The sequence below is a fragment of the Sinomonas atrocyanea genome, assembly GCF_030811715.1.
Lineage (GTDB): Bacteria > Actinomycetota > Actinomycetes > Actinomycetales > Micrococcaceae > Sinomonas > Sinomonas atrocyanea_A.
In genome coordinates this window covers 183611-209509 of sequence record NZ_JAUSRH010000001.1, presented here as the reverse complement: position 1 = coordinate 209509, position 25899 = coordinate 183611, and the positions used below count along the sequence as shown (strand labels likewise).

At 72.8% G+C, this 25899-nt stretch carries 23 protein-coding genes, 1 pseudogene and 1 riboswitch; of the genes and pseudogenes, 7 read left to right on the top strand and 17 right to left on the bottom strand.

Features of this window, described 5'->3' with window-relative positions; genetic code table 11:
* Nucleotides 1-42: 42 nt before the first annotated feature.
* The gene (locus J2W21_RS01030; protein ID WP_307112650.1) at nucleotides 43-1410 is read right to left on the bottom strand and encodes a bifunctional glycosyltransferase family 2/GtrA family protein; all 1368 of its coding nucleotides are present in this window, start codon (nucleotides 1408-1410) and stop codon (nucleotides 43-45) included.
* Nucleotides 1411-1641: 231 nt separating this feature from the next.
* Here J2W21_RS01030 and J2W21_RS01025 point away from each other — a divergent pair, with 231 nt between their 5' ends.
* A complete protein-coding gene (locus J2W21_RS01025) occupies nucleotides 1642-2550 on the top strand; it encodes a DMT family transporter (protein ID WP_307112649.1) in 909 nt (302 codons plus the stop codon).
* Nucleotides 2547-3302: an SDR family NAD(P)-dependent oxidoreductase gene (locus J2W21_RS01020; RefSeq protein ID WP_307112648.1), complete on the top strand. Its 756-nt coding sequence runs from the start codon at nucleotides 2547-2549 to the stop codon at nucleotides 3300-3302. Before J2W21_RS01025 ends, J2W21_RS01020 begins: the two co-directional genes overlap by 4 nt.
* A gap of 25 nt (nucleotides 3303-3327) precedes the next feature.
* On the opposite strand, the gene J2W21_RS01015 is transcribed toward J2W21_RS01020, so the two are convergent.
* Nucleotides 3328-4833 carry a HAMP domain-containing sensor histidine kinase gene (locus J2W21_RS01015; protein ID WP_307112998.1) on the bottom strand — a complete coding sequence of 502 codons (1506 nt, stop codon included), beginning with the start codon at nucleotides 4831-4833 and terminating at the stop codon, nucleotides 3328-3330.
* Between the two features lie 2 nt (nucleotides 4834-4835).
* A complete protein-coding gene (locus tag J2W21_RS01010) occupies nucleotides 4836-5576 on the bottom strand; it encodes a response regulator transcription factor (RefSeq protein WP_307112647.1) in 741 nt (246 codons plus the stop codon).
* Between the two features lie 168 nt (nucleotides 5577-5744).
* On the opposite strand from J2W21_RS01010, the gene J2W21_RS01005 reads away from it, so the two are divergent.
* Entirely contained in the window at nucleotides 5745-6572 is an 828-nt protein-coding gene (locus tag J2W21_RS01005) for a hypothetical protein (RefSeq protein WP_307112646.1), read from the top strand.
* A gap of 106 nt (nucleotides 6573-6678) precedes the next feature.
* Here J2W21_RS01005 and J2W21_RS01000 read toward each other — a convergent pair whose 3' ends face one another.
* Nucleotides 6679-7512, bottom strand: coding sequence for a hypothetical protein (locus J2W21_RS01000; protein WP_307112645.1), 834 nt, complete (start codon nucleotides 7510-7512; stop codon nucleotides 6679-6681).
* 7 nt (nucleotides 7513-7519) lie between these two features.
* A riboswitch (cyclic di-AMP (ydaO/yuaA leader) is annotated at nucleotides 7520-7712 on the bottom strand.
* A gap of 644 nt (nucleotides 7713-8356) precedes the next feature.
* On the opposite strand from J2W21_RS01000, the gene J2W21_RS00995 reads away from it, so the two are divergent.
* Complete coding sequence (locus tag J2W21_RS00995) at nucleotides 8357-9184, top strand: winged helix-turn-helix domain-containing protein (protein ID WP_307112644.1); 828 nt, start codon at nucleotides 8357-8359, stop codon at nucleotides 9182-9184.
* A gap of 67 nt (nucleotides 9185-9251) precedes the next feature.
* Complete coding sequence (locus J2W21_RS00990) at nucleotides 9252-9788, top strand: SixA phosphatase family protein (RefSeq protein ID WP_307112643.1); 537 nt, start codon at nucleotides 9252-9254, stop codon at nucleotides 9786-9788.
* Here the strand turns inward: J2W21_RS00990 and J2W21_RS00985 are convergent.
* The 5 genes from J2W21_RS00985 to J2W21_RS00965 form a co-directional block, all read right to left on the bottom strand.
* On the bottom strand, nucleotides 9751-10374 hold the full coding sequence (locus tag J2W21_RS00985; protein WP_307112642.1) for a hypothetical protein: 624 nt from the start codon (nucleotides 10372-10374) through the stop codon (nucleotides 9751-9753). The genes J2W21_RS00990 and J2W21_RS00985 overlap by 38 nt on opposite strands.
* Nucleotides 10375-10402: 28 nt before the next feature.
* The gene (locus J2W21_RS00980) at nucleotides 10403-11056 is read right to left on the bottom strand and encodes a TetR/AcrR family transcriptional regulator (protein ID WP_307112641.1); all 654 of its coding nucleotides are present in this window, start codon (nucleotides 11054-11056) and stop codon (nucleotides 10403-10405) included.
* Nucleotides 11053-13086, bottom strand: coding sequence for a YhgE/Pip domain-containing protein (locus J2W21_RS00975; protein WP_307112640.1), 2034 nt, complete (start codon nucleotides 13084-13086; stop codon nucleotides 11053-11055). The genes J2W21_RS00980 and J2W21_RS00975 overlap by 4 nt, the downstream gene beginning before the upstream one ends.
* Nucleotides 13083-13823, bottom strand: coding sequence for an ABC transporter ATP-binding protein (locus J2W21_RS00970; RefSeq protein WP_307112639.1), 741 nt, complete (start codon nucleotides 13821-13823; stop codon nucleotides 13083-13085). Before J2W21_RS00970 ends, J2W21_RS00975 begins: the two co-directional genes overlap by 4 nt.
* An 83-nt stretch (nucleotides 13824-13906) precedes the next feature.
* Entirely contained in the window at nucleotides 13907-14797 is an 891-nt protein-coding gene (locus J2W21_RS00965) for a helix-turn-helix transcriptional regulator (protein ID WP_307112638.1), read from the bottom strand.
* Between the two features lie 205 nt (nucleotides 14798-15002).
* On the opposite strand from J2W21_RS00965, the gene J2W21_RS00960 reads away from it, so the two are divergent.
* The gene (locus tag J2W21_RS00960; RefSeq protein ID WP_307112637.1) at nucleotides 15003-15200 is read left to right on the top strand and encodes a hypothetical protein; all 198 of its coding nucleotides are present in this window, start codon (nucleotides 15003-15005) and stop codon (nucleotides 15198-15200) included.
* A gap of 56 nt (nucleotides 15201-15256) precedes the next feature.
* Nucleotides 15257-16102 (top strand): aldo/keto reductase, encoded by an 846-nt coding sequence (locus J2W21_RS00955; protein WP_307112636.1) that lies wholly within the window; start codon nucleotides 15257-15259, stop codon nucleotides 16100-16102.
* A 61-nt stretch (nucleotides 16103-16163) separates the two neighbouring features.
* On the opposite strand, the gene J2W21_RS00950 is transcribed toward J2W21_RS00955, so the two are convergent.
* The 8 genes and pseudogenes from J2W21_RS00950 to J2W21_RS00915 form a co-directional block, all read right to left on the bottom strand.
* Nucleotides 16164-17579, bottom strand: coding sequence for a dihydrolipoyl dehydrogenase family protein (locus J2W21_RS00950; RefSeq protein WP_307112635.1), 1416 nt, complete (start codon nucleotides 17577-17579; stop codon nucleotides 16164-16166).
* A 65-nt stretch (nucleotides 17580-17644) separates the two neighbouring features.
* Nucleotides 17645-18328 (bottom strand): N-acetylmannosamine-6-phosphate 2-epimerase, encoded by a 684-nt coding sequence (locus J2W21_RS00945; protein WP_307112634.1) that lies wholly within the window; start codon nucleotides 18326-18328, stop codon nucleotides 17645-17647.
* Nucleotides 18325-19284, bottom strand: a complete 960-nt coding sequence (locus tag J2W21_RS00940) for an ROK family protein (RefSeq protein WP_307112633.1) — start codon at nucleotides 19282-19284, stop codon at nucleotides 18325-18327. The genes J2W21_RS00945 and J2W21_RS00940 overlap by 4 nt, the downstream gene beginning before the upstream one ends.
* A 26-nt stretch (nucleotides 19285-19310) precedes the next feature.
* On the bottom strand, nucleotides 19311-20228 hold the full coding sequence (locus J2W21_RS00935; RefSeq protein WP_307112632.1) for a dihydrodipicolinate synthase family protein: 918 nt from the start codon (nucleotides 20226-20228) through the stop codon (nucleotides 19311-19313).
* Nucleotides 20229-20271: 43 nt separating this feature from the next.
* On the bottom strand, nucleotides 20272-21084 hold the full coding sequence (locus J2W21_RS00930; protein WP_307112631.1) for an ATP-binding cassette domain-containing protein: 813 nt from the start codon (nucleotides 21082-21084) through the stop codon (nucleotides 20272-20274).
* Nucleotides 21081-23203: pseudogene (locus J2W21_RS00925) on the bottom strand (dipeptide/oligopeptide/nickel ABC transporter permease/ATP-binding protein). Before J2W21_RS00925 ends, J2W21_RS00930 begins: the two are co-directional and overlap by 4 nt.
* 3 nt (nucleotides 23204-23206) lie before the next feature.
* Nucleotides 23207-24166 carry an ABC transporter permease gene (locus tag J2W21_RS00920; RefSeq protein ID WP_307112630.1) on the bottom strand — a complete coding sequence of 320 codons (960 nt, stop codon included), beginning with the start codon at nucleotides 24164-24166 and terminating at the stop codon, nucleotides 23207-23209.
* An 82-nt stretch (nucleotides 24167-24248) separates the two neighbouring features.
* Nucleotides 24249-25877 (bottom strand): ABC transporter substrate-binding protein, encoded by a 1629-nt coding sequence (locus J2W21_RS00915; RefSeq protein WP_307112629.1) that lies wholly within the window; start codon nucleotides 25875-25877, stop codon nucleotides 24249-24251.
* Nucleotides 25878-25899 lie beyond the last annotated feature (22 nt).

The window sequence follows — 25899 nt, the reverse complement described above, 5'->3', positions numbered from 1 at the left end:
TCACCTTCTGGGAGTCATCTCCCGGAGGTCACCTCCCGCGGGTCAGGCGCGGCGGCGGAACACCCAGTGGCGGAAGAGGAGGAACTTGAGGGCGGTGGCGGCGAGGTTGGCGACGATCAGGACGCCGAGCTCGAGCCACGTGGCCGGGTTGGCGACGGTGTGCATCCACACGAGCGCCCCGGCAGTGAGGGCCCAGCCGAGGCCGAAGACCGCGAGCCCCTCGACGTGGTGCCGCCCCAGCCGCTCCGCGCCGAGCACACCGAACGTGAAGCGGCGGTTCGCTGCCGTGTTCGCCACGGCGGTGATGAGCAGGGCCGCGAAGTTCGAGGCCTGCGCGTCCATGAACTCCCGGCCCAGGACGAACAGGGCGGCGTATGCGAGCGTCGAGGCAATCCCGATCGCGGCGAACCGCGCGAGCTGGCCGAACAGGCTCTGCCGTCGCCCGGCCTCCGCGGCGCGCTCGCCGGCCGGGAGCGGGCCGCGGGCCAGGGCATCGCGCAGCTCGGCGAGGGGGATGCGTCCGCGGGCCAGGTCCTTCGTGAGCCGGTACATGCCGCGGAGGTCGTCGAGGGCCGTGCGGACCACGTCCACCTTCGAGTCCGGATCGTCCGTCCAGTCCACCGGGACCTCGTGGCAGCGCAGGCCGCAGCGCTCGGCGAGGACCAGGAGCTCCGTGTCGAAGAACCAGGCGGTGTCGAGGGTGTGGGGCAGGAGCTGCTGGGCCACGTCTGCGCGGATGGCCTTGAACCCGCACTGCGCGTCCGAGAACCCGGCCCCCATGAGGGAGTGCAGCAGGAAGTTGTAGGAGCGCGAGACGAACTCGCGCTTGGGACCGCGGATCACCCGCGAGGTCCGCGCGAGCCGGGTGCCGATCGCGAGGTCCGAGTGGCCGGACAGGAGCGGGGCCACGAGGGGGCCGAGCGCCGCGAGGTCGGTGGAGAGGTCCACGTCCATGTAGGCGAGCACGGGGGCGTCCGAGGCGAGCCAGACCCGGCGGAGCGCGTTGCCGCGGCCCTTCTGCTCGAGGTGGACCGCGCGGACCTCGGGCAGCTCGCGGGCGAGCCGCTCGGCCACGCGGAGGGTCGAGTCCGTCGACGCGTTGTCAGCGACCGTGATCCGGAAGCCGTGCTCGAACGTGCGGGAGAGGTGGGCGTGGAGGCGGCGGACGCACTCCTCGAGGTCTTCCTCTTCGTTGTAGACGGGGATGGTGACGTCGAGGACGGGGATGCCCGCGGCGTCGAGCGCGTGCGCGTCGATGGCCGTGCCGGGACGGAGGTCTCGGGTGAGGACCGGAACGCTGCCGGGATGGACGACGCCGCCGGCCGCCTGCGCGGTCCGCTCGCCGGAGCCGGAGCCGGGGGCTGGGGCTCCGGGGGTTGCGTCCGTGATGCTGGGGTCGGTGAGCGTCATGTAATGACTGTCGCGGGACACCTTTTGACGGCCTTAGCGCGATGCTGTGGTGCTGCTGTGAGGGCGGCGCCTGCCCGCGCCCCTGACGTCGTGCTCCTGCGGGGTGACCTCGCGCTCCTGCGGGGTGACGTCGGCGGAGGATTCGGCCGAGCCCGAATCGTTTCCGATGTCGGAGGCCGCGCCTAGAGTGTGGTCCGTGACGCACTCCACCCGCTGCCGGAGGGGGCTCCGATGAGCCGCCGGGCCTGGATCCTCTTCGCGGCCATGAGCCTCATCTGGGGCGTGCCCTACCTCCTCATCCGCGACGCGGTGCACGAAGTGAGCCCCGCCGTCGTCGTGTTCTCGCGGACGGCGATCGGCGCCGTCGTGCTCCTGCCGTTCGCCCGGCGGGGGATGCGCATCGTGTGGGAGCACCGCTGGGCCGTTCTCGCGTTCGCGCTGCTCGAGATGGTGGGCCCGTGGTTCCTCCTCAGCGACGCCGAGCGCTTCATCACGAGCTCGCTCGCGGGGCTCCTCATCGCGTTCGCACCGGTGCTCGCCCTCGTCGTTGCGCGGCTGATCGGGCTCGAGAAGCGCATCGGCCGGCTGCGGATCGCGGGACTTGTGGTCGCGATCGGCGGAGTGGCGGCACTCGGCGGAGGCGGCATGGAGGCCGCCGGGCCATGGCCTGTGGTCGAGATGATGCTCGTGGCGGTCGGCTACGCGATCGCCCCGCAGATCGCCGCCACGAAGCTGCGCGAGGTGCCGGCGCTGCCCATGACGGCGGCTTGCCTGAGCATCGCGGCGATCATCGCCTCCCCCTTCGCGGTGATGTCCTGGCCCGCCCAGCCCCAGTCGGCGCTCGCGACGGGCTCGCTCGTGCTCCTCGGGCTGCTGTGCACCGCCCTCGCGTTCCTGCTCTTCTTCCGCCTCATCGCGGACGCCGGCCCCGCGCGGGCGACGGCGATCGCATACGTCAACCCGGTCGTGGCCCTCGCGCTCGGGGTGGCCCTCCACGGCGACCCGCTCACGCCGCTGATCGGCGCCGGCGCGGTGCTCGTCCTCGCGGGGACCTTCATGGCCACGCGCCGCAGCAGGCACGAGGCCGAGCCCGCCCCAGCCGGCCCCGCGCAGGCCACGTCCGCCCAGGCCTCGGGATGACCGGAGCGGGCGGGGTCCTCACGGGCCGCACGGCGCTGGTCGTCGGGGCCAACGGGCTCCTGGGCCGGGCGATCGCGACTGCCCTGGGGCACGCGGGCGCCCGGCTCGTGCTCGCTGCGCGCACCGCGGCGGACCTCCGCAGCCTCGAGGAGGAACTCCGCTCTGCAGGGATCGAGGCGGAGTCCATGCCCACGGACATCACGGAAGACATCGGGGTGCGGACCCTCGTGGAGCGGGCCGCCACGGCCGGGATGGACATTGCGGTGAACAACGCCGGGGCGGCGCATCGCCCCGCCCCGCTCGGCGACCTCGCGCTCGAGGAGGCCGACCGGGTCCTCGGCGTGACACTCCGCGGGACCTTGGTGGCGATGCACTACGAGCTGCCGGCCCTTCCATCGGGCGGCACGGTCGTCAACATCGCCTCCACGGCGGGCATCGCGGGCGCTCCCGGCATGTCCGCCTACGTTGCGGCCAAGCACGCCGTGGTGGGCCTCACCCGCACCGCTGCCCTCGACTACGCCGAGCGGGGGATCCGCGTGAACGCGGTGGCGCCGGGGTCCGTCGAGTCGGGGGGAACCGCAGCACAGCCCGAGGAGGTCCGGCGGCGCATCGGGTCCTTCTCCCCGATGGGGCGCATCGGGACCGCTGAGGAGGTGGCGGCCGCTGTGCTTTGGCTCGCATCCCCGGCGTCGTCCTATACCACCGGGGCGGTCCTCACGGTGGACGGCGGCCGGGGCGCCCGCGGAGCCTGAACGCCGCCCGGCCGTGGGCCGAGGGCTACGCCGCGGGCAGGTACACGGCGAACTCGGTCCGGCCCGGCCTCGAGGTGACGTCGATGGACCCGCCGTGGGCCTTGACGATGGCGTCGACGATCGAGAGCCCGAGCCCCGTGGAGCCCTCGCCCGTGGAGGTGCGGGCCTTGTCCGCGCGGGTGAAGCGGGAGAATACGGTGTCCCGCAGGTCGGGGGGGATCCCCGGGCCGTTGTCGGTCACAGTCAGCACCGCCTCGCCGGTCGCCGACCGGCCGGCCGCGGCGGTGACCGTGGTTCCGGCGGGCGTGTGCTTGCGGGCGTTGCTCAGCAGGTTCACGAGCACCTGGTGGAGCTTCGCGCCGTCCGCCGTGATCTCGACCGGCTCCTCGGGCAGCTCGAGGCGCCACACATGGTCCGGTGCAATGACCTTCTGGTCGGTGACCGTCTCCACGAGCAGCTGGGTGAGGTCCACCGGGCCCCGCTTGAGCGGCTGGCCCTCGTCGAGCCTCGCCAGGGTCAGCAGGTCCTCCACGAGGCGGGACATCCGCAGTGACTGCGACTCAACCCGCCCGAGCGATTCGGCGCCCTGCTCCGTGAGCGGCTCCGTCAGGCGCAGCATGTCCGTGTAGCCGCGGATCGCCGTGAGGGGGGTGCGCAGCTCGTGCGAGGCGTCGGCGACGAACTGGCGCACCTTCGTCTCCGAGGCCTGGCGGGCCTCGAGGGCACCGGCGACGTTGTCCAGCATCCTGTTGAGCGCGTTCCCGACCTGGCCGACCTCCGTCCCGGGGTTCGAGGCGGAGTCGGGGACCCGCACCGCGAGCGCCACCTCTCCGGCCTCGAGGGGCAGCTGCGCCACCTGTCCGGCCACACGGGAGAGCTCGTCCAGAGGCTTCATGGTGCGCCGGATGATCACGGTGCCGAGCAGCCCTACGAGCACGAGCCCCCCGAGGGACACGGTGACGGTGGTGAGCACGAGGGAGCCGAGGGTCGCCTGCATGGAGGCCAGCGGGAGGCCGGTCACCACGACGTCGCCGTTGGGGACCTGGATGGCGACCAGCCGGAACGATCCGGGGCTGAGGTGCCGGTCGACGGCCCCGGTCGCGCCGCCGCCCGGGGGGCCTCCGGGCCCCTGGCCGCCGACCGGGATCGAAGCCAGCGCGTCCGCGTCGGACTGCGTGATCGAGACGATCTTGCCGTCCGCCGTGCGCAGGCCGCTCGTGACGAGGACCCCGTTGCTGATCCTGGCGCTGAGCGTGCCGGCGCCCTGGCCGGGCGCGTCCAGCGGATCGCGGCGCAGGCCGCTCGAGGCAGTCCCGAACTCCACGGCGCGGTGGCTCGCCTGCGCCAGCTGCCCGTCGAGCTGCTGCGTGAGCACCCGGTCCATCGTCGCGTAGAGGAGGGTGCCGACCACGGTGCAGATGCCCACGAGGAGGAGCATCACCACGAGGACGAGCTTGGTCCTCAGGTGCCAGGTGTCGGGATGGAGCCAGCTGCGCCCCGAACGCGGCTCCGCGCCCGAGAGCTTGCTCATGGTCATGCCTCGGCTGGCTTGATGACGTACCCCGCGCCGCGGACGGTGTGGATCATGGGGGCGCGGTCCACGTCGATCTTCTTGCGCAGGTAGGAGATGTAGAGCTCCACGATGTTCGCCTGGCCGCCGAAGTCGTACTGCCACACGCGGTCGAGGATCTGCGCCTTGCTGACCACGCGCTTGGGGTTCTCCATGAGGTAGCGCAGGAGCTCGAACTGGGTCGCGGTGAGCTGGATGTCGTCGCCCCCGCGGGTCACCTCGCGCGTGTCCGTGTTGAGCACGAGGTCGCCGACCACGAGCTCGGCGTCGTCCTGCGCGGCCACCCCCGACCGCTGGACGAGCCGGTGCAGGCGGAGCATGACCTCCTCCATGCTGAACGGCTTGGTGACGTAGTCGTCCCCGCCCGCGGCGAGCCCCGTGATGCGGTCCTCGACCGCATCCTTGGCCGTGAGGAACAGCGCGGGCACCTCGGGCATGAACTGGCGGATGCGTGTGAGGGCCTCGACGCCGTCGAAGCCGGGCATCATGACGTCGAGCACGAGGACGTCGGGCCTGAATTCCCGGGCCGCCTTGACTGCCGAGGGCCCGTCCGCGGCCACCTGGACGCTCCAACCGGCCATGCGCAGGCCCATGCTCATGAGCTCGGACAGGCTCGGCTCGTCGTCCACCACGAGGGCGCGGATGGGCGTGCCGTCGGGGTGCGTCAGCGCCGGCAGGTTGTTGGTGGAGAAGGGGCTTGCCATGGTTCCAGCCTCCCTGTGACGGATTGTCCGAGCCTGAGCGCGGGCTGTGAACGCCCTGTGCACGCCAGCCTAGCCCCGGTCACAGTGGCCGCAGGCGGTCGGCACAGCCCGGACACAGCATCCGCGCCAACCCTGAGACCAGAACGCCCCACCTTCAAGGAGGACACCATGGCCCACAACGATGCACCCCGCACGGACGACCACCGCCCCGCCGAGCCGATCGGCCCGCAGGAGCCGACGCAGCAGTACCCCGGGTGGGGCGCCCCGCAGCAGGGCCAGCCAGGTCAGGGCTGGGGCGCGCCGCCCGAGCAGCTCTACGCGCAGCCCGGCCCGGGCTGGGGTGCTGCCCCGGGCAAGGGCCCGCACCCCGCGGCCGCGCGGTGGCGCGGCCTGACCTCAACCCAGAAGGGGGTCGCCGCCGCGGCGGCAGCCGTCGTGATTGCCGGGGGCGCGGGCGCCGCCGTGTGGGCCGCCAACTCCTCCAGCTCGTCCGCGGACGGCAGCGCCGCGAACGGCTTCGGCGGCGCCGCCGCTGGCCAGGGCGGATTCGGTCCGCAGGGCGGCACGGGGGCCCAGGGCGGCCAGAATGCCCAGGGCTTCCAGAATGGCACGCGCGGGTTCGGCGGCGCCGGCGGCATGGGCATCGGCACGCTCGGCCAGATGCTGCACGGCGAGTTCGTCGTGGTCCAGGACAACGCGAACGTCACGATGGTCGAGCAGACCGGCACCGTGACCGCCGTGTCGGGGCAGTCCGTGACGGTCAAGAGCAGCGACGGCTTCCAGCAGACCTATGCGCTCTCGTCCTCCACCCAGATCGCGGCCCGCGGGATGCGGGGGCGGGGTACGTCGGGCAGCGGGACCTCCACCACCGAGTCCCTCGCCGAAGGCGAGAGCGTGAACGTGATGGCCCTCAAGGACGGCCTGGCAGCGCAGACCGTCATGATCCTCGGCACAGGGACGGGCACGGGCACCAGCTCGGGGAGCACCTCGAACTGAGGCTCCGGCCACGGGACGCCACGACGGCGCCGCCGGCCTCGGACGTGAGGCGGGCGGCGCCGTCGTGCGCAGCGGGAACGGTCAGCGCCGTACCGCGCTGCAGCCCTCAGTACCAGTTGTGGGCGAGGTGGAACGCGAGCGCGTTCGCAGGGGAGCCGTAGCTCTTCTTGATGTAGTCAAGGCCCCAGTCGATCTGGGTCTTGTAGTTGGTCTGCCAGTCCGCGCCCACGGACGCCATCTTGCTGCCGGGCAGGGCCTGCACGATCCCGTAGGCGCCGGAGCTCGCGTTGGTGGCCGTGGTGGACCAGTCCGACTCCTTGTTCCAGAGCGTGACCAGGGCACTCATCTGGTCCTGGCCCCAGCCGAAGGCCGAGAGCCGGCTCGCGGCGTAGGCCTGGGCGGCCGCCGGATCGTTCACCGGCTGCGCCGCAGCGGCGGCCTTGGCGGTGGCGGCGGCTGCCTGATCCGCGGCTGCCTTGTCGGCCGCGGCCTTGTCCGATGCGGCCTTGTCGGCCGCGGCCTTGTCCGCAGCAGCCTTGGCAGCGGCGTCCTTGTCCGATGCGGCCTTGTCGGCCGCGGCCTTGTCCGCAGCAGCCTTGGCAGCGGCGTCCTTGTCGGCCGCAGCCTTGTCCGCGGCAGCCTTGTCGGCCGCTGCGCGGGCGTCGCTGCTGGCCTGGGCCAGCGGGCTCGGGCTCTGGGCGGCGGACGCAGAAGGGGCCGTCACCGAGGCGGTGCGGGCGAGGTCCGCGGAGTTCGCGGTGGCCGCCGCCCCGCCGCCGGCAACGGCGAGGAGGCCGAGGGACAGGGCAACGACGGCGCTCCGGTTGCCGAAGCGGTCAGTTCCCTTCCTCGCAGCGCGGGCCAGGGCGGAACGGTTGGGCGCGACGGCACGGCGTCGGCCATGAGGGCGCGCGGAAGCGCGGTCTGGGGTCTTGCTCACAAGCGTAAGGGCCTCTCGTTTGCGCCTGCGAAGTTAGCTGTCGGGTTCGGATGAGAGTCATCCGGCCCTGCCAGTGGCACGGGCTTCACCCCGAGGCCGTCATGAGTGCCCGTAGCACTGGGCGCGGCCGCTGAGTGGGTCCTCCGTCTCTGCCTTCTACGTCCCCCCAGACCGTCGGCAGAGCTCGGCGGACATGGCCTGGGAGATGCCAGCCGTGGGGCGGGCACCAGACCACCATAAGGGAACCGGCCGGTGATTGTCACATTTGGGTAACAGCAGATTCATCTGAGAACCCGGTCGCCGGTCGCACCTGCGCCCTCGTGCGAAGTAGACGATAGAACCCAGCCATGTCCAGCGTCGCAAGCGGGCGGCGCGCCCCGCATCGAGTCGCGTCCACGGTGTGAGATCGACCGCACGGCCGCACAAACGGAGCAAAAGGCCATGCAGATCGAAGAATGTTCGATTCCAGCTGTCCCAGAGTTCGAAAGTCTGAAAATATCTGTTCACATTCTCGCGGCGCCGAATCGTGATTCTCGCCACATCAACCGTCGTTCGTCTCGTATCGTGAGACGAAGCCGACATTGTTACTTGCCTGTAGCCATTGTTACGGGACACACTCTCACTGTGAACAAAGACTCAGCAGCCCCTGCAGCCGCAGACCGCCGCCTCGCCGGGACACCCTCCGGTCGATCCGCATGCTGCTGTCGAATGTCGAGCTAACTGCACCACCCCAGCACTCAGCCCCAGTCTTTTCGCCGCCCAGCGTCGGGCATCCACCGCCAGGCGGGCGCATCTGCTCCGCATTCGAAGCCTTCACGGCTAGCAGTCCTCACGAGGTTCATCCATGTCTGTTGCATCCGGCTACGTCCACATCTCTGTCCGCAACGCCCAGAAGGCCCAGAAGCCGGGCCACCGCCAGCCCTTCAACGCGCACTTCGGCGGCGCCGACGCGTACCAGCACGGCGCGGCCGCCACGGCCCGCACGTCGCCACTGGCGGCCGGCCAGGACGTCGCACCCATGACCGCCCCGACCCCGGTGATCCAGCCGGGCACCGAGCCGGTCCGCGCGGTCGCCGCGGACAACGTCGCGCACGGCTTCGTGCTCTATGTGGGCCTCTCCGAGCAGCAGGCCGCCGCTGCGGGCACCTCGATCGCCCGCATCGCCCAGGAGATCCGCGCCTACGCCCAGTCGCTCGTCGAGGGCGTCGAGAGCTACGCAGCGGTCGCGGTGGCGCCTGCGAGCGCGCCGGGTTCCCCGCTCGACGTCGTGCGCTCCACCTTCGGTGACCCGACCGTGTCCGTGCGGCAGCAGCGCCCGGAGCCGCGCCCCGCGGCCTCGGACCCGCGCCCTGCAGGCGTGCTCATCGACCTCGCCCGCCGCGAGGTGCACCTCGACGGCGAGACGCTCAACCTCACCTTCAAGGAGTTCGAGCTCCTGAACTACCTCGTCGAGAACGGCACCCGTACCGTGAGCCGGGACGAGCTCCTCGAGAGCCTGTGGAAGAACGCGGAAGAGGTGCCCAACGAGCGCACCATCGACGTCCACATCCGCCGCCTGCGCTCGAAGCTCGGCAGGCTCGCGAACACCGTCCGCACCGTGCGGGGCCAGGGCTACCGCTTCTACGAGCACCCCGAGGTCATCGTCTGGGCGGCGCCCGAGTACTCGATCTAGCACAGCCGGGCGGGCCGCCGGACCGGGCCGGCGGCCGGGCCCGGCAGCCCGGCCGTAGGCTAGTGGCGTGAGCAAGCACCACCTCAAGCGCCTCATCGTCCTCCGCCACGCGAAGGCCGCCTGGCCTGAGAGGGTCCCTGACGCAGACCGCCCGCTCGCCGAGCGCGGGCACGCGGACGCCCCGGAAGCGGGGAAGTGGCTCGTCAAGCACCACATCATCCCCGACTTCATCCTCTGCTCCACGGCGCTGCGCACCCGCCAGACCACCACCTGGGTGTGCGAGGAGCTGGGGGACAAGGCGCCGACCCCCAAGCTCGAGTCCGGCCTGTACGCCGCGAGCGCGGCGCGGATGCTCGCCGTCGTGAACCACGTCCCCGAGACGGTGCGGTCCCTGCTGATCGTCTCCCACATGCCCGGCGTCCAGGACCTCGCGCTGCGCCTCGCCTCCCGCGACTCCGACCAGGACGCCTACATGGATGCCGCGAGCCACTTCCCGACCACCGGGCTGGCCGTGTTCGAGACCGAGACCCCGTGGGCCGAGCTCGACGGCCAGGATGCCCGGCTGGTCAGCTTCGCCGTGCCGCGTTCGAAGAAGAAGGGCTGACCCGGCCGCGCGTCGGCGAGGGCGTGCGCGGCGCGGCGGTGCGCTGGGGCGAGGGTGTCCGCACCGTGGCGGTGCGGGCGCGGGCCGGCGCCGGCGCCTTGGGGAGGGGCTTCTTGGCGGACGACGGCGCGCGGCCCGGGCGGCGGGGCCCCGCGGCGGCGGCCGGGCGTCGCCGCATGGGAGGCCTGCGGGACTCGGGCCAGACGGCTCCGCCCAGCAGCACCGCGAGGGTGACCGCGGCGGCGAGGAGGGCGCCGAAGAAGAACGGGTCGGCGTCACGGCTGGAGACGGTCGTGACGGTGTTCGGGTCCTGGTCCCATGCGAGGCCGAGCAGGCGCAGGAAGGCCAGCGCCGAGCCGATCGCCAGCGACGAGCTCACCACCGCCAGACCGGCGACGAGATAGCGCGACATGCCGAGCACGGCGTAGAGCGCGCAGGCCACGAACGCGCCGAGGCCCGCGAGCGCGAAGGAGGCCGCGCTGCCGTCCAGGGTGAGGGCCGCGATGACGCACAGGAGGACGGCCGCGCCGGCGGCCCAGAGCGTCGCCCGGGCGCTCGTGCGCAGGGGACGGAAACGGCTGGCCATGCCTCAAGTGTGACAGCAGCCTTCGCCGTTACTGCTGTTGCTGGTGGTACTTGTGTTGGGACGTGTCGCCTGCTCGCTGGCCGAGGCCGAAGGCCCCAGCGGCCACCGCCACGACAGCCTCGACGGCGGGCGCCGCCGGCTTCGCCGGGACCGCGGAGACCCGGTCCACGCCCACCATGAACGCCGCCCCGAAGAGGGCCACCGCCACGACCCCGAGGTCCTGGCCGGGAGCCGGCGGGACCTGCCCGGCCACTCGCTCGAGGGCCGCACGGATCTCGGCGAGCACCACGGACCGCATCCCGGCCAGCACCGGCTGCCACGTGCCCCCGGCGCGCCACTGCTCGCCCATCCACAGCCGGACGAACGCCGGGTACGCCTCGATGAACTCCAGCGCCCGGCCCACCATGCCGCGGACCTCGGCGAGCGCGTCCGAGCCCGGCCCAGCCGCGTCGTCCGGGCCCCGCAGGGCCTCCATGAGGATGCCCATGCCGTACTCGAGGAGCTGGGCGACGAGCTCGTTCTTGCTGCCGAAGTTGTAGTAGACCGTGCCCTTGGCGACCCCGGCCGCCGCGGCGATCTCGTCGACCGTCACAGCCTCGGCCCCGCGCTGGCCGATGAGCTCGATGGCGGCGTCGAACAGGCGCTGCCGGGTCCCGAGCGTCCGGGCTGTCGTCCGGCTCATACCGTGATCTCCGGCTGGAGGGTCTTGAGGCGCCACGTCATGTTCTTGCGGGTGCCGAGGAGGTTGAGCACCGCGCCCAGCAGCGTGTAGCCGACCAGGCCGAGCACGATCGGCAGGATCCCGGACATGTCCCCGCCGTAGATGAGGTGCCGCATGCCCGTCACCATGTAGCCCATCGGGAGGATCTGGTGCGCCACCTGGAACGCCGCGGGGGTCACCTGCCAGGGGAACGTCCCGCCCGAGGAGACGAGCTGGAGGATGAGCAGGATGAGCACCACGAACTTCCCGCTGGTGCCGAGCAGCGAGATGATGCCCTGGATCAGGGCACTGAACGCGGTCCCCCCGAGCATGAGGAACAGCCACATGAGCAGCGGGTGCGCCGGATCCAGGCCGAGGGCGAAGTCCACCACCGCCGTCAGGAGCGTCGCCTGTGCGGCGGCCACCACGGCGAACGGCAGCCAGCCACCCAGTGCCACCTTCCATGCCGGGGCATTCGAGGCCAAGGCGCGCAGGGTGAAGGGGCGCATGGCCTGGGTCAGCATGAAGATGCCCACCCACATGGCCAGGGAGAGGAAGAACGGGGCGAGCCCCGCGCCATAGGAGGCGGCCTTGGTCTGCGCGGCATGCTCGACCGCGACGGGATCGCCCATCACGTTCGCGAGCTGCCGGGTCTGCTGCTGTGAGGGGTTGGGGACCTTCCCCGCCCCGGCCGCAAGGCCTCTCGCAAGGTCGTGGGAGCCAGAGTCGGCCTGGGTCGCGCCGTCGCTGAGCTGCGCCGCGCCGGTATCGAGCTTCGCGGCCCCGGCGTCGAGCGCGCGGGTCCCGTCCACTGCTGTCTGCTCCCCGGACGCGAGCTGGGCCGCCCCCGCGGACAGCGAGCGGGCGCCGTCGTCCGCCTGCCCGATCGCGCCGGTGAGGGCCGGCATGCCTGAGGCGAGCTGGGCGGCGCCATCCGCCACCTGCTGGGATCCGGCCGCGAGCTGCTGGACCTGCCCCGCGGCGGTGTGCAGCTGCTTCGCGGCATCGGAGGCCGGAGCCGAGGCCTGGGCGGCAAGGTCGGAGACCACCTTGTCCGCCTGGTCCTGGGTGAGCACGCCCGAGGCCACGAGGGCCTGGGCCGTCTGGCGGGCGCGGTCGGGGAGGGCCGCATTCGCGGCGTCCGCGGCGCTGACCGCGGCCTGGACCTTCTCGTTCAGTGCGGCGTTGCCCGCGGCGACCTGGGCGGCGCCGTCGGCGAGGCGCCGGGTGTCGGCGGGGAGCGAGCCGGTCTTGGCCCGCAGCGTATCGAGGCCGGAGGCCAGCTGGGCGGAGCCATCGCGCAGCTGGGCGGCGCCGCTGCTGAGCCGCTCCTGGCCGGCCACGAGCTGGTCCGCCCTGGCGTGCAGCTGGGAGGCCCCGTCGGCGAGCAGCGCCGAACCGCCCTTGAGCGTGTCCAGCCCGGCGGCGAGCCTGTCCGCGCCGTCGGAGGCCGTGGCGAGCTGGGCGTGGATGGTGCCGTAGCCCGAGAGGAGCCGGGCCGCCGTGTCGGTACCGACCTCCTTGGCCACGGAGTCGTGGACCGCGGTGGTGACCTTGTCCACGATCGTGGAGAGGAGGTAGTTGTTCGCGTCGTTGGTCGTGACCTTGAGCATGGCCTGGTGCGCCGCGTCGAAGCCCGCGGGGGAGGCGAGGTTCTTGGAGAAATCCGCCGGGAGAATGAGCGAGAACGAGTAGGTGCCCTTCCTGACGTCCTCGTCGGCCTCGGCGGTGCTGGGGACGCGGTGCCAGTCGAAGAGGCGCCCGTCGACGAGGCTCTCGGCCACCTGGCCGCCAGCCTCGAGGCGCGAGCCGTCGGGCAGCTGCGCGCCCTGGTCCTCGACCACGAGGGCGGCCGGGATCCGGTCCAGGTTCTTGTACGGGTCCCAGTTGGCGTACAGGTACACGGCACCGTAGAGGAGCGGCACCACCGTGAGGGCGAGGATCGTCAGCTTCGGCAGCAGCCCGTAGGTCATGCGCTTGAGCTCGGAGCGCGCGAGGCGGAGGACGGTCACGCGTCCACCTCCGCCCGGGCCGCCGGCGCGTCGGCGCCGGGCACCGCTCCGCTGGGCTCCGGCGCGGGCTCGGCGCCCGCCTCCCGCTCCGGCCCCGGTTCGACGGCGTTGCCGATCTCCGTGACCGGCCCGCCCCAGCCCTCGGGAAGCTCGGCGACGACGGCGACGACGGCGAGCGGCCGCCCCGCGCGCGCGGCGGTCGCCGCGAGGAACGGCAGCCACGCGGACGGGTCGTCGGAGTGGCGATCCGGGGAGTCGAGCACGAGGAGCCCGGCCTCGGGGTTGGCGAGCGCGAGCGCCGTGAGGAGCTCGGTGCGGCGCGCGGCCGGGAGGTTCTGGGCCCATTCGTCCGCGACGTCGGCGAAGGCATTGACGGTGAGCCACGCCTCGGGCCGGACGGGGCCGCGGTAGCGGCGCGGGAGGAGGGCAAGGTCCTCGGCGACGAGGTCGCGCACCCGCAGGTGGAGTTCGGCCTCGTTGATCGCGGGGGCGTCGACGATCGCGCTCGCGCGGCGGAGCGCTGTGAGGTCCTTCCGTGCGCTCCCGCGCGGAACGCCCCATCGGGCCGTTCCGTCGCTCGGGGTGCAGCGGCCGGTGGCGGCGAGGGCGAGGGCCGTGCGGTGCTCCTGGCCGTCGCCGCGCACGAGGGTGAGCTCGCCGGTGGCGGCGTCGAAGGAGGTGGGGGGAACGAGGTCGCCGTGCCGGCCGGCGACTCGCAGGGCACGAACTGAAAGCATGCTACCGATTATAGGGAAACTGACCGGTCAGTACAAAGTCGCGGACGGGGCGCTCCGTCCGCCCCTCCTCACGGTCCCGGCGCTCAGGGAATGCGGGGAGCGGCGGGCCGGTCGGCGCCGTCGGACGTCTTCTCGCCGAAGCCCTCGGCGCCGAAGCTGCCGAGCAGCGCGAGGGAGTCCGCCGAGGCCGAACCCGGGGCGGCGGTGAAGACCCGCAGGGTCTGGTCCGGGTCGTGCCGCGGGGCGAGGTCCTCGAAGGCCAGCTCGAGGTCCCCCACCACCGGGTGGCGCAGGCGGAGTGTCCCGGCGTGCGTCGTGACCACCCGGTGGCCGGCCCACCACTGCCTGAACTCCTCGCTGTGCACGGCCAGGTCGCCCACGAGCTGGTTCGCCTGCGGATCATTGGGATGCCGCCCGATGTCCACGCGCAGGGCCCCCGCGGCCTCCGCCGCGACCGTGTGCCAGTCCCTGAAGAGCTCGCGCGCGGCCGGGTCCAGGATCATCCAGCGGGTGAGGTTGCGCTCGGCCACCGGCATGGCCGGGAAGTCCGCCAGGAGCAGGAAGGCCAGCCGGTTCCCGGCGAGGACGTCCGTGCGGCGTCCCAGCACGAGCGCCGGCACGCTGCCCACGGAGGCCAGCAGCTGGCGGAGCGCGGGGCGCACGGTCTCCGGCGGCAGGGGCGCCCGCTGGGAGAGGGCGCAGTGCTCGAGCAGGTCCACCATGTGCGCGCGCTCGCCCTCGTCGAGGCGCAGGGCGCGCGCCACCGCGTCCAGGACCGAGCGGGAGGGGTGGATGTTGCGCCCCTGTTCGAGCCGGGTGTAGTAGTCGGTGCTGACGCCCGCCATGAGCGCGATCTCCTCCCGGCGCAGGCCGGGGACCCGCCGGCCGCCCGCCGCCGGGAGTCCCGCCTCCTGCGGCGAGAGCCGCCCGCGCATTGCCCTGAGGAACCGACCGAATTCCGCGCTCTGACCCATGGGGTCCATTCTGGCCGGGAGCGCGCCGCGGTTCCACGGCCAGCGCGGGCTGAGGGTAGGCCTGCCACTCCTAGGAAGCACAGGGCACCGCTCGCGCGATGACAAGGGCGTGCCGGCCCCCTTAGCGTGGAACGCGTACCGCACCGGGGCGGAGGCCGGCCCCGCGCGGGCAGGCCGACGCCCCCACCCTCGCAGAAGAAGGACCATGGACCACTCGGCGTCGATCGCCTATGCCCTCGTCATGCCCCTCCGCCACCACGAGGCGCGCAGCGCCCTGCCGGACGCCCCCGTCGTGGACGACCGCGGGGACCTCGGCCGCCGGACCGCCGCCGTCCGCGCCCGGCTCGCCACCGCGCTCCACCGGCTCGCCTGGGCCGTGGAGCCCCGGGAGCGGGCCCTGTAGCAGCAGCCGAGCCAGAGGCCAGAGCAGGACCACCCACCAGAGAAGGAGGAGACCACATGTCCCCTGCACCGCAGAGCTCCATCCCCACCGTGGCGCTGAACAACGGCGTCGAGATCCCGCAGCTGGGCTTCGGCGTCTTCCAGGTGCCCCCTGAGGAGACCCAGCGCGTGGTCGAGGAGGCGCTCGAGGCCGGGTACCGGCACATCGACACCGCCGCCGCCTATCGGAACGAGGCCGGTGTGGGGGCCGCCCTCGCCGCGTCCGGGATCCCGCGCGAGGAGCTGTTCATCACCACGAAGCTGCGCAACGGCGACCAGGGCAGGGCCCGGGAGGCATTCGAGGACAGCCGCTCGGCCCTCGGCCTGGACTACCTGGACCTCTACCTCATCCACTGGCCGGTCCCCTCGCAGGGCCTGTACACCGCGGCGTGGGGCCAGCTCGAGGAGGTCTACGCCCAGGGCCTGGTGCGGGCTGTGGGGGTCTCGAACTTCCTCGCGGAGCACCTCGACACGCTCCTCGCGGAAGCGACCGTGACCCCGGCGCTGAACCAGATCGAGCTCCACCCCACCTTCCAGCAGCGCGCGCTCGCGGACCTGTGCCGCTCGCGGGGCATCGCCGTGGAGGCCTACAGCCCGCTCGGCCAGGGGGCAGACCTCGACGCCGAGGCGGTGCGGGATGCCGCGGCCGCGCACGGAGCCACCCCGGCGCAGGCGGTGCTCGCGTGGCACCTCGCCCAGGGCACCATCGTCATCCCGAAGACGGCGACGCGGGAGCGGATGGCCGAGAACCTGGCCGCCGCGGCGCTGACGCTCAGCGCCGCCGAGGTCGAGGCGATCAGCGCGCTCGAGACGGGCGAGCGCATCGGCGGCGACCCTGCCACCGCGGCCCACAGCCAGTTCTGACGGCCGCCGTCCCGCTCGGGGCGGCGCTCCTTCCCGAGGGCCTGACGGTCCCGGCCCCGGGTCAGAGGCCGTAGGCCTCGAGGAACCGCAGCCACACCTCGCTGACCGTCGGGAACGCGGGGGTGGCGTGCCAGAGCCGCTCGAGCGGGACCTCGCCCACAATGGCGATCGTCGCAGCGTGCAGGAGCTCGGCCACGTCGGGCCCGGCGAAGCATGCGCCGACGAGCGTGCGCGTGTCCTCGTCCACGAGGAACTGGGCCCAGCCCTCGTAGCCCTCCGCATGCTGCCATGCGCCGGCCACCGAGATCGGCAGCTCGACGGGGCGCACGCGGATGCCGGCCTCCCACGCGTCCTCCTCGGTCAGGCCCACCGAGGCGACCTCCGGGTCGGTGAACACCACGTGCGGCACCGCGAGGACGTCCGCGGTGCGGGCCCAGCGGCTCCACGCGCCCGGGGCGGCGCCCCCGAGCTCGCCCCGGGCGCGGGCCCCGATCGCGTCTCCCGTGATGCGGGCCTGGTACTTGCCCTGATGGGTGAGCTTGGGGCCCCCGGAGCAGTCGCCCACCGCGTACAGCCACGAGAGCCCCTGGACGCGGCCGGACTCGTCGACCTTGAGCGACGGCGGCTCGATCCCGAAGGCCGGCAGGCCGAGCCCGTCGAGCGCCGCGCGGCGGCCGGCGGCGACGAGGACCCGCTCGGCCACGAGCTCGCGGCCGCCCGGCAGCGTGAGCCGCGCGGCGCCGTCGTCCGTCAGCTCGGCGCGCTCGGGGCTGACCCCCTCGAGGATCTCCACGCCGTCCGCGCGCAGCCCGTCGGCGACGAGGTTGCGGGCGTCCTCCGGGAACGCGCTCAGGAACGACCCGCGTGCGAGGACCGTGACCTTCGAGCCGAGCCGCGCGAAGGCCTGCGCGAGCTCGGCGCCCGCCACGCCCGCGCCGACCACCGCGAGGCTCTCGGGGATCTCCTGGGCGCTCGTCGCGTCGGGGGTGGTCCAGGGGTGGACCCCGGCCAGTCCGGGGATCTTGGGGATGGAGGGCACCGAACCGGTCGCGAGCACGACGGCGTGGCGCGCCGTGAGCGCGAAGTGGCTGCCGTCGTCGCCGGTCACCCACAGCCGCTTGGCGCCCGTGAGGCGGGCCGTCCCGCGGATGAGGGTGATGCCGGCGCCCTCGGCCCACTCGACCTGCGAGGAGTCGTCCCAGTTGCTCGAGGCCTCGTCGCGGTGGGCGAGGACCGCGCGGACGTCGAGGCTGCCGGTGACCGCCTCCCGGGCTCCGGGGACCCGGCGGGCGGCGTTGAGGGCGGTGCCGGGGCGCAGGAGCGCCTTGGACGGTTCGCAGGCCCAGTAGGAGCAGGCGCCGCCGAGGAGGCTGCGCTCCACGATGGCCGCCGTGAGGCCCCCCTTGACTGCGCGGTCCGCGGCGTTCTCGCCGGCCGCGCCGCCGCCGATCACAATGACGTCGTACTCGGTGTCCACCCCAGCATGCTACGGGACCCCTCCGCCGCCGGCGCCCCAACGTCTCAGGAGGGGCGCGGGCGGGGTCAGGCGAGGGCGTCGCGGAACCAGCCCGTGATCGTGGCCGGGTGCGTGATGGCGGTGCCGACGACGACGGCGAACGCCCCCGCATCGAGCGCGGCCCGTGCCTGGGCCGGCGTGCGCAGCCTGCCCTCGCCGATGAGCGGCCGGCCGAGGTCCGCGGCCGCGATGGCGGCGAGCAGCTCGAGGTCCGGGCCGTCGGTCGTGGGCCGCTCCCCGGTGTAGCCCGCAAGGGTGGTCCCGATCAGGTCGGCCCCGGCGTCGGCGGCGGCGAGCGCGTCGTCGAGCGACCCGCAGTCCGCCATGACGAGGGCGTGGGACTCGGCGTGGACCCCGGCGACGGTCTCGGCCAGCGAGAGCCCGTCCGGGCGGGGCCGGCGCGTGCCGTCGATCGCGACGACGTGGGCCCCCGCCGCGGCGACTGCCAGCGCATGCCGCAGCGTCGGGGTGATGTACACGCCCTCATGGCCGTCCTTCCACAGCCCGATCACGGGCGCCTCGACGGCGGTGCGCGCGAACTGCACGTCCGCGATGCCCTGGACGCGGACGGCCGCCGCCCCGCCGCGCACCACCGACGCCGCCATGGCCGCGGTGATGCGCGGCTCGCGCAGGGGCTCGCCGGGGTAGGCCTGGCACGAGACGATGAGCCGGCCGCGCAGGGATTCGAGGGCTTCGGGCGTGAGGATCACTGGGGCGCCTTCCAAGAGGGGGTGGGGGACAGGACGAGGCTCGCGGCGCCGACGAGGGCGGCGGCGCCGCCGAGGGCCGCGGGCACGAGCGGCATCCCGGCCAGGGGCGGCATGAGCTCGGCGCGGAACGCGGCCTCCATGGCCTCCCACCACAGGGGCCCGGCGCCGGCGAGGCCGCCCGAGACCACGATCACCTCGGGGTCGAGGGCGTTCGCGAGCCCGCCCGCGCACTGGCCGGCTGCCCGCGCGGCGACGGTCACGGCCGCGTGGGCCACGGGGTCGCCGTCCTGCGCGCGGGCGACGACGGCGCGGGCGTCCGGCGCGGTGGGATCGCCGCCGCGCCGGAGGTATCCGGCGTGCAGGGCCGGCCCGGAGGCGACCACCTCGACGTGCCCCGCGGAACCGCACACGCACTGCAGGGGCGAGCCCCCGGCGTCGTGTGCGTAGGGGGAGGCGAGGTGCCCCACATGCCCGCCAACCCAGCGGTGGCCGAGCAGCGGCCGCCCGTCGACCACGAAGCTGCCGCCCACCCCCGTGCCGAACGCGAGGAGGAGCGAGGACGACGTCGCCGCGGCGGCCCCGCGCCATGCCTCGCCGAGGGCGTGGGCGTGGACGTCGTTGACGACGGCGGTGCGCAGCCCGGTCCGGGCGGCGAGGCCGCCGGCGAGGTCGGTGCCGGCCCAGCCGAGGATCGCGTCCGTCGCGGAGACGACGACCCCGCGCGCGGCGTTGACGACGCCAGCGGAGCCGACCCCGATGCCGGCGGCCTCCAGCCCCTCCGCCGCGGCCCGGTCGAGGACGCGGCGGACGAGCCGGGCGGCCGCGTCGAGGATCGCCTCGCCGCCGGAGCGGTTCAGGGTCGGGATGGTCTCGGAGAACAGCACCTCGCCGCTGTCCGTGACGAGCCCCGCGGCGGTCTTGGTCCCGCCGAGGTCGACGCCGATCGCGTGCCTCACGCCGTTGCCCTCCCTGGAGACGTGGTTCAGAGCAGGCCCGTCTCGACGAGGATGCCGCGGATGGTCTCCGCCTCGGCCTCGTTGAGCGAGGGCATCGGCACGCTCATCGTGTTCGACTCGATGATGCCCATGAGCTGCAGGGCGGTCTTGAACGCGCCGAGGCCCGAGGCGCCGCCGGAGACCCGGCCGCCCGGGGCATAGACGATCTCGAACAGGCGCGCGAGGCGGTCCTGCTCGGCGGCCGCGCCGGCCCAGTCGCCGGCCTGGGCGAGGTCGTAGAGGCGGCGGTAGCCGGCCGGGTCCACGTTGCCGAGGCCGGGCACGACGCCGGCCGCGCCGCCCAGGAGCGCGCCGTCCACCACGACCTCGTGGCCCGTGAAGACGGAGAAGCCGGGCAGGCCGCGGGTGGCCAGGAGGAGCTGGCGGAAGGTCACGTCGTCGCCCGAGGAGTCCTTCACGCCGGCGATGACGCCGTCCTTGGCGAGCCGCACCAGGACGTCGGCGGGGAGCTTGAAGTGCGTGCGCACCGGGACGTCGTAGGCGAAGATCGGGGTCGCGACGGCCTCGTGGATCGCGCGGAAGTGGGTCTCGGTCTCCGCGGCGTCGCCGATCGCGTAGTACATCGAGGTGACCACGAGCGCGTCGGCGCCGAGGTCCACCATCTTCTTGGCCTCGTCGATCACGCGGTGGGTGGTCTGCTCGTTCGCGCCGACCACGAGCGGCACGGCGCCGGCGTTGGCCTCGGCGATCGTGCGGACGGCGAGCTCCCGCTCGGCGTCGGTCATGTAGGGCACCTCGCCGGAGGAGCCGAGGACGAACAGGCCCGTGACGCCGCCGTCGACGAGGTGCTTGACCACGTTCTTGAGCGAGTCGGTGTCGAGGGTGCCGTCCGCGTGGCGCGGGGTGACGACCGGGGGAATGACGCCGTGGAAGGTGGCAGGCACAGAAAACTCCAAAGGTTGTGTACTCGGTGGGGGAAAGCGGGGCTCAGGACGCGTGCAGCAGGCTCGGCGCGGCGCCGAGGAGCTTGCGCGTGTAGTCGTTGGTGGCGGAGTCGAAGACCTCGGCGGCGGAGCCCTCCTCGACGATCCGGCCCTTGTAGACCACGCAGATGCGGTCGGAGACGTACCGGACGGTCTGGATGTCGTGGCTGATGAACACCATGCCGAGGCCGAGCTGCCGCTTGAGGTCGTTGAGGAGGTTCAGCACCTGGGCGCGGACCGAGACGTCGAGGGCGCTCGTGGGCTCGTCCGCGATGATGATCTCCGGCTCGAGGGCGAGCGCCCGGGCGATCGCGACGCGCTGGCGCTGGCCGCCCGAGACGTTCGACGGCGTGACCTCCGCGGCGGACTGCGGCAGTCCGACGAGGGAGAGCAGTTCCTTCACCCGGGCCAGGCGGGCCGCCTCGGTGCCGATCCCGTGGACCACGAGCGGGTCGAGGAGGATGTCCTGGATCGTCATGCGCGGGTTCAGCGCGGTGGCGGGATCCTGGAACACGACCGAGACGGTCCGCCCGAACTCGCGGCGGGCCCGCCCGTCGAGGCGCTTGACGGCCCTGCCCCGGAACAGGAACGTGCCGGCGGTGGGCTCCTGGAGGCCGACGAGCACGTTGGCGAGGGTGGACTTGCCGGAGCCGGACTCGCCCACGATGCCGACGGTCTCCCCACGGCGCACGGAGAAGTCGACGCCGTCGACCGCCTTGACGATCGTGGGCCGGAACAGGGAGCCGCCGCGGGCGCGGTGGTGGACCTCGAGGTCCCGCAGCTCGAGGACCGGGGTGCTGGGCTGGGCCTGGTTCACTGGGCCGCCTCCGTGACGAGATCGATGGTGCGGGCCGGGGCCTCGTGGCTGGCCCAGTAGTGCTCGGCCTCGCCCTCGACCGGGACGAAGGCGAGGCGCTGGCGCGGATCGGCGTCCGGGCGCAGGGACCGTTCGGCGAACCGGTCGCCGGGGGCGAAGTCGCGCGGCGAGGGGACGGTGCCCCTGATCTGGTGCAGCCGCGGGGCGTCCGCCTCGATCGAGAGCACGGAGCCGAGCAGGCCGCGCGTGTACTCGTGCCGCGGGTTGCGCAGCAGGTCCGAGGTCCGGGCGGTCTCGACCACCTGGCCCGCGTACATGACCGTGACGCGGTGGGCGAGCTCTGCGACGAGGGCGAGGTCGTGGCTGACGAACACCATCGCGAAGCCCAGCTGCTCGCGCAGCTCGTTGAGCAGCTCGATGACCTGCTTCTGCACGGTGACGTCCAGCGCTCGTCCGCGACCACGATCTTGGGCGAGCGGGAGAGGGCCATCGCGATCACGACGCGCTGCCGCTGGCCGCCGGAGAGATCGTGCGGGTACGAGCGCAGCGTGCGGTTCGGGTTCAGCCTGACGAGCTCGAGGAGCTCGCGCGGGGTCTTGCGGCCGTTGCGGCGCGTGAGCTGCTCCAACTGGTCCTTGATGAGCATGGACGGGTTCAGCGCGCTGAGGGAGTCCTGGTAGATCATGGCGATCTGCTCCCCGCGCAGGCCCTCGTAGCGCCTGCTCCGCTCCTTGGGGCTGTTGGTCAGCAGCTCCCGGCCCTCGAAGCGGATCGAGCCGGAGAGCACGGCGGTGGGCGCCTGGAGGCCCATGACGGCGAGCGAGGTGATCGACTTGCCGCAGCCGGACTCGCCGACGAGCGCCATCGTCTCGCCCTCGCGGACGGTGAACGAGACCCCGTCGACGAGCGGCACGTCGCCGTAGCGGGAGGGGAACCGGATGGAGAGGTCCTCGACCGTCAGGACGGTCTTCGCGCCCGGGGCGACCTGCGGGAGGCGGTCGGTGCGGCCGGCCTCGGCCTCGGCGAGCTTGGCCAGCTCGAGGTCCAGCAGGGCGGTCGGGTCCGCGTCGAGGCGCCCGACGGCGCCGATCGCCCCCGTGCCGAGCTCGCCGGCGGCGTCGGCGGGCGCAGGCCTCCCGGCGGCGAGCCCCTCGACGGCCGCGCCGGCGACGCTGGCCGCCGAGCCGTCGTCGTCCTTCACCCGCGGGGCGCGGCGGAGGCGAGGATTCACCATCGCGTCCGTGAGGCCCTCGGCGAGGATGTTCAGCGCGAGGACGGTGAGCAGGATCGTGATGCCGCCGAAGGTGGTGGGCCACCAGCCGCCGGCGAAGACGAGCTGCCGGCCGTCGCTCATGACGTTGCCCCACGAGGCCGCGGGCTGCTGCACGCCGGCGCCGAGGAAGGAGAGCGAGGCCTCGAGGATGATCGCGTCCGCGACCATGACGGTGGCGAACACGAGCACGGGCGCTGCCGTGTTGCGGACGATGTGCCTCGTGAGGATGTAGAACCGGCCCGCGCCGATCACGCGCTCGGCGCGGACGTAGTCCTCCCCGTACTGGGCGAGCACGTTGGCGCGGACGACGCGGGCCAGCTGTGGGGAGTAGACGATCGCGATCGAGAGGATGATCACGGGCACGGTCGAGCCGAACAGGCCCAGGGCGCCGCCGGAGAGCGCGAACATGAGCGCCGCGGCGAGCGCGATGCCGGGGAACGCCATGACGACGTCGAGGATGCGCATGGCCGTCTCGTCGGCCCACTTGCGGCTCGTGGCCGCGACCGCGCCGAGGACCGCGCCGATGACGACGGCGAGGGCCACAGCGCCGAGGCCGATGATGATCGAGACGCGCGCGCCGTAGAGGAGCCGGGTGAAGACGTCGCGGCCGCCGAGGTCGGTGCCGAAGAAGTGCTCGGGGCCCGGCGCCGTCTTCGGGATGAAGGACTCGTTCTCCCCATAGGGGGCGAGCATCGGGCCGAAGGCCGCCACGAGGACGATGAGGACGAGGAAGCCGAGGGAGATCTTGGAGCCCAGGGGCATGGCCCGGAAGCGGGCGCCACCGGTGGCGAGGCGCTCGGCGAGGCCCGCGCGCGGGCCGAGGGCTGCGGTGCGTGGAGTGTTCATGTCTCAGACCGTCCGGATCCGCGGGTTGATGAGCAGGTACAGCAGGTCGACCACGATGTTGACGAGGACGAAGGTCGCGGCGATCGTGATCACGCCGCCGGCCACGAGGTTGACGTCCTTGCCGGCGAGGCCGCTGATGATGAGCTGGCCCATGCCGTGCAGGTCGAAGATCGCCTCGATCACGATCGCGCCGCCGAGCAGGTAGCCGATGCGCAGGCCGAGGACCGTCACCGGGGTCACGAGGGCGTTGCGCAGCACGTTCCTGGCCACGACCGTCCGGTACGGCACGCCGTTGCCGATCGCGGTGCGGACGTAGTCCTTGTCCAGCTCCTCGACCATCGAGGTGCGCACCACGCGGATGAGCGACGCGGCCACGGGCAGGCCGAGCGCGAGGGAGGGCAGCGCCATCGAGTAGAGCCAGCCGACGAACCCGTACTGGTCCGCCCACGCGAGGCCGCCGACCGGGAACAGCGAGCCCGCCGGGAGCGCGAACCACTGGATGAGCAGGATGCCGAGCCAGAAGGACGGGGTCGCGATGGCCGCGATGGAGAAGATGCGGATGAGCTGGTCCGGCCAGCGGTCGCGGTAGAGGGCGCCGAGGATGCCGAGGACGAGGGCCAGCGCCACGGCGATGAGCACGCCGAGGAAGGTCAGCTCGAGGGTGATGGGGAACGCCGCGGCGATCTTCGCCCCGACGGGCTCCTCGGGCGGGTTCGTGACGCCGAAGTCGAAGGTCACAAGCTTGGCCAGATACGCGAAGAACTGCACGACGAGGGGCTGGTCAAGCCCGTGGTCGTGCCGCCAGGCCGCCTTCGCGGCCTCGCTCGCGTCGGGTCCGAGGACAAAGGTGGCACGGTCGCCCGGGGCGACCTGCAGCACGAGGAACACCAGGATGGTGACCCCCAGCAGCATGAACGGCAGGGCGGCGAGGCGCCGCCCCAGCAGTCGCGTCAGCGTACTCACGGTTTCTCAGGCTCCAGATCTAGAAGGGGGAGCGGACGACGGCGGTGGGGAACCCGCCGTCGTCCGCCCGGCGTGCGCTCGGCTACTTGTGGCCGACTCCGATGAAGGAGACGCCGGTGGTGGGGAGCGGCTGGAAGTCGAGCAGCTGCTTCTCGTCCCATGCGGTGGGGAGCTGGCGGTGGAAGACCGAGTAGAGGGGGGCCTGCTCCGCGATGATGTCGACCACCTGGGCGTGGAGGTCCTTGGCCTTGGCGGCGTCGGACCGCGCTGCCTGGTCCAGGAGGGTCTGGACCTGGCCGAACTCGGGCGCGCCGTCCCAGCGCGCGCGGGTCTTCATCCACGTGCCGGGCCGGTAGAACCAGCTCAGGAGCAGGTCCCCGTCGTTGCCGAACACGCTCGGGTCGCCGGAGGCGCACACCACGTCGTAGTCGCCGCCGTCGGCGCGCTGGTTGCTGTACACCGTCGAGGAGGGGACGATGTCGAGGGTCGTCGTGACGCCGACCGCGTCCCAGTTCTCCTTCACGAGCGGCATGATCGGGTCGATCCACGAGTTCTGGGTCGAGGTCACGCGCAGGGAGAGGTTCGAGACGCCGGCCTCCTGCAGGAGCTGCTTGGCCTTGCCGGGGTCGTAGGTGTACTGGGTCGAGGCCTTCGTGTAGTCCGGGTGCCCCTCCTGGAAGTAGGAGGTCGCGGCCTTGGCGTTGCCGAGGAGGGCCTTCTTGATGATGCTCTCCGTGTCCAGCGCATAGTGCAGCGCCTGGCGGACGCGCTTGTCCGAGAACGGCGCCTTGGCGCAGTTGAACATGAGGAACAGCTGGCCGAAGGACTGCACGGCCTGCACGGTCGCGCGGCTCTTGAGCGAGTCGACGTCGAGGTAGGGCACGTCCTCGACGGCCTGGGTGCGCGAGGGGATCGAGTTCACCCGCGCCGTGCCGTCGGAGATGAGGAGCCAGGTCATGGAGTTGGCGCGGGCAGGGTACTGGCCCTTGTAGCCGTCGAACTTCGCGAACACGATCTTGTCGCTCGCGGTGGCGGAGACGAACTTGTAGGGGCCGGAGCCCACAGGCTTGGCATCGAAGGCCTTGGCCTTGGCCGGGCTGTCCGTGAGGGCCTTGGGCACGATCTTGACCACGGCGATGCGCTGGGCGAACTCGGCAAAGGGCGTCTTGAGCGTGAAGGCGACCGTCTTGTCGTCCTTCTTCGCCACGTCCTTGACGAACGGCAGGAAGCCCGCGAAGAGCGACTTGAGCGCGGGGTCGAGGATGCGCTTGAAGGACCACACGGCGTCGTCCACGGTGACGGGCGAGCCGTCATGGAAGGTGGCGCCCTGCTTGAGCTCGACCTCCCACGAGGTGTCGCTGACCTTCTTCGGCTCCGAGGCCGCGAGCGCGAGGTACGGCTTCCGGGTGGCCGGGTGGAGGTCCACGAGGCCTTCGAAGATGTGGTTGTTCGCGGCCACCGGGGTCGCGCCGGAGGCAGTGCCGGGGTCGAAGCCGGTGGAGAGCGCGAACGAGATGCCGGCGACGAGTTCCTTGGTGGGGTCCGCCGAGGCGCCCGAGGACGAGGTCCCGCTCGAGGTCTGGCTCGCGGGCGAGCACGCGGCGATCGACGCCGAGATCGCAGCCGCCGTGCCCAGCACGCCGCTGAGCTTGAGGAAGGAGCGGCGGCTGGAGTCGCTGACCAGCGGCAGGTTCGTGATGGGGTTCTTCATTGTGCCTCACCGTTCGTTTCGG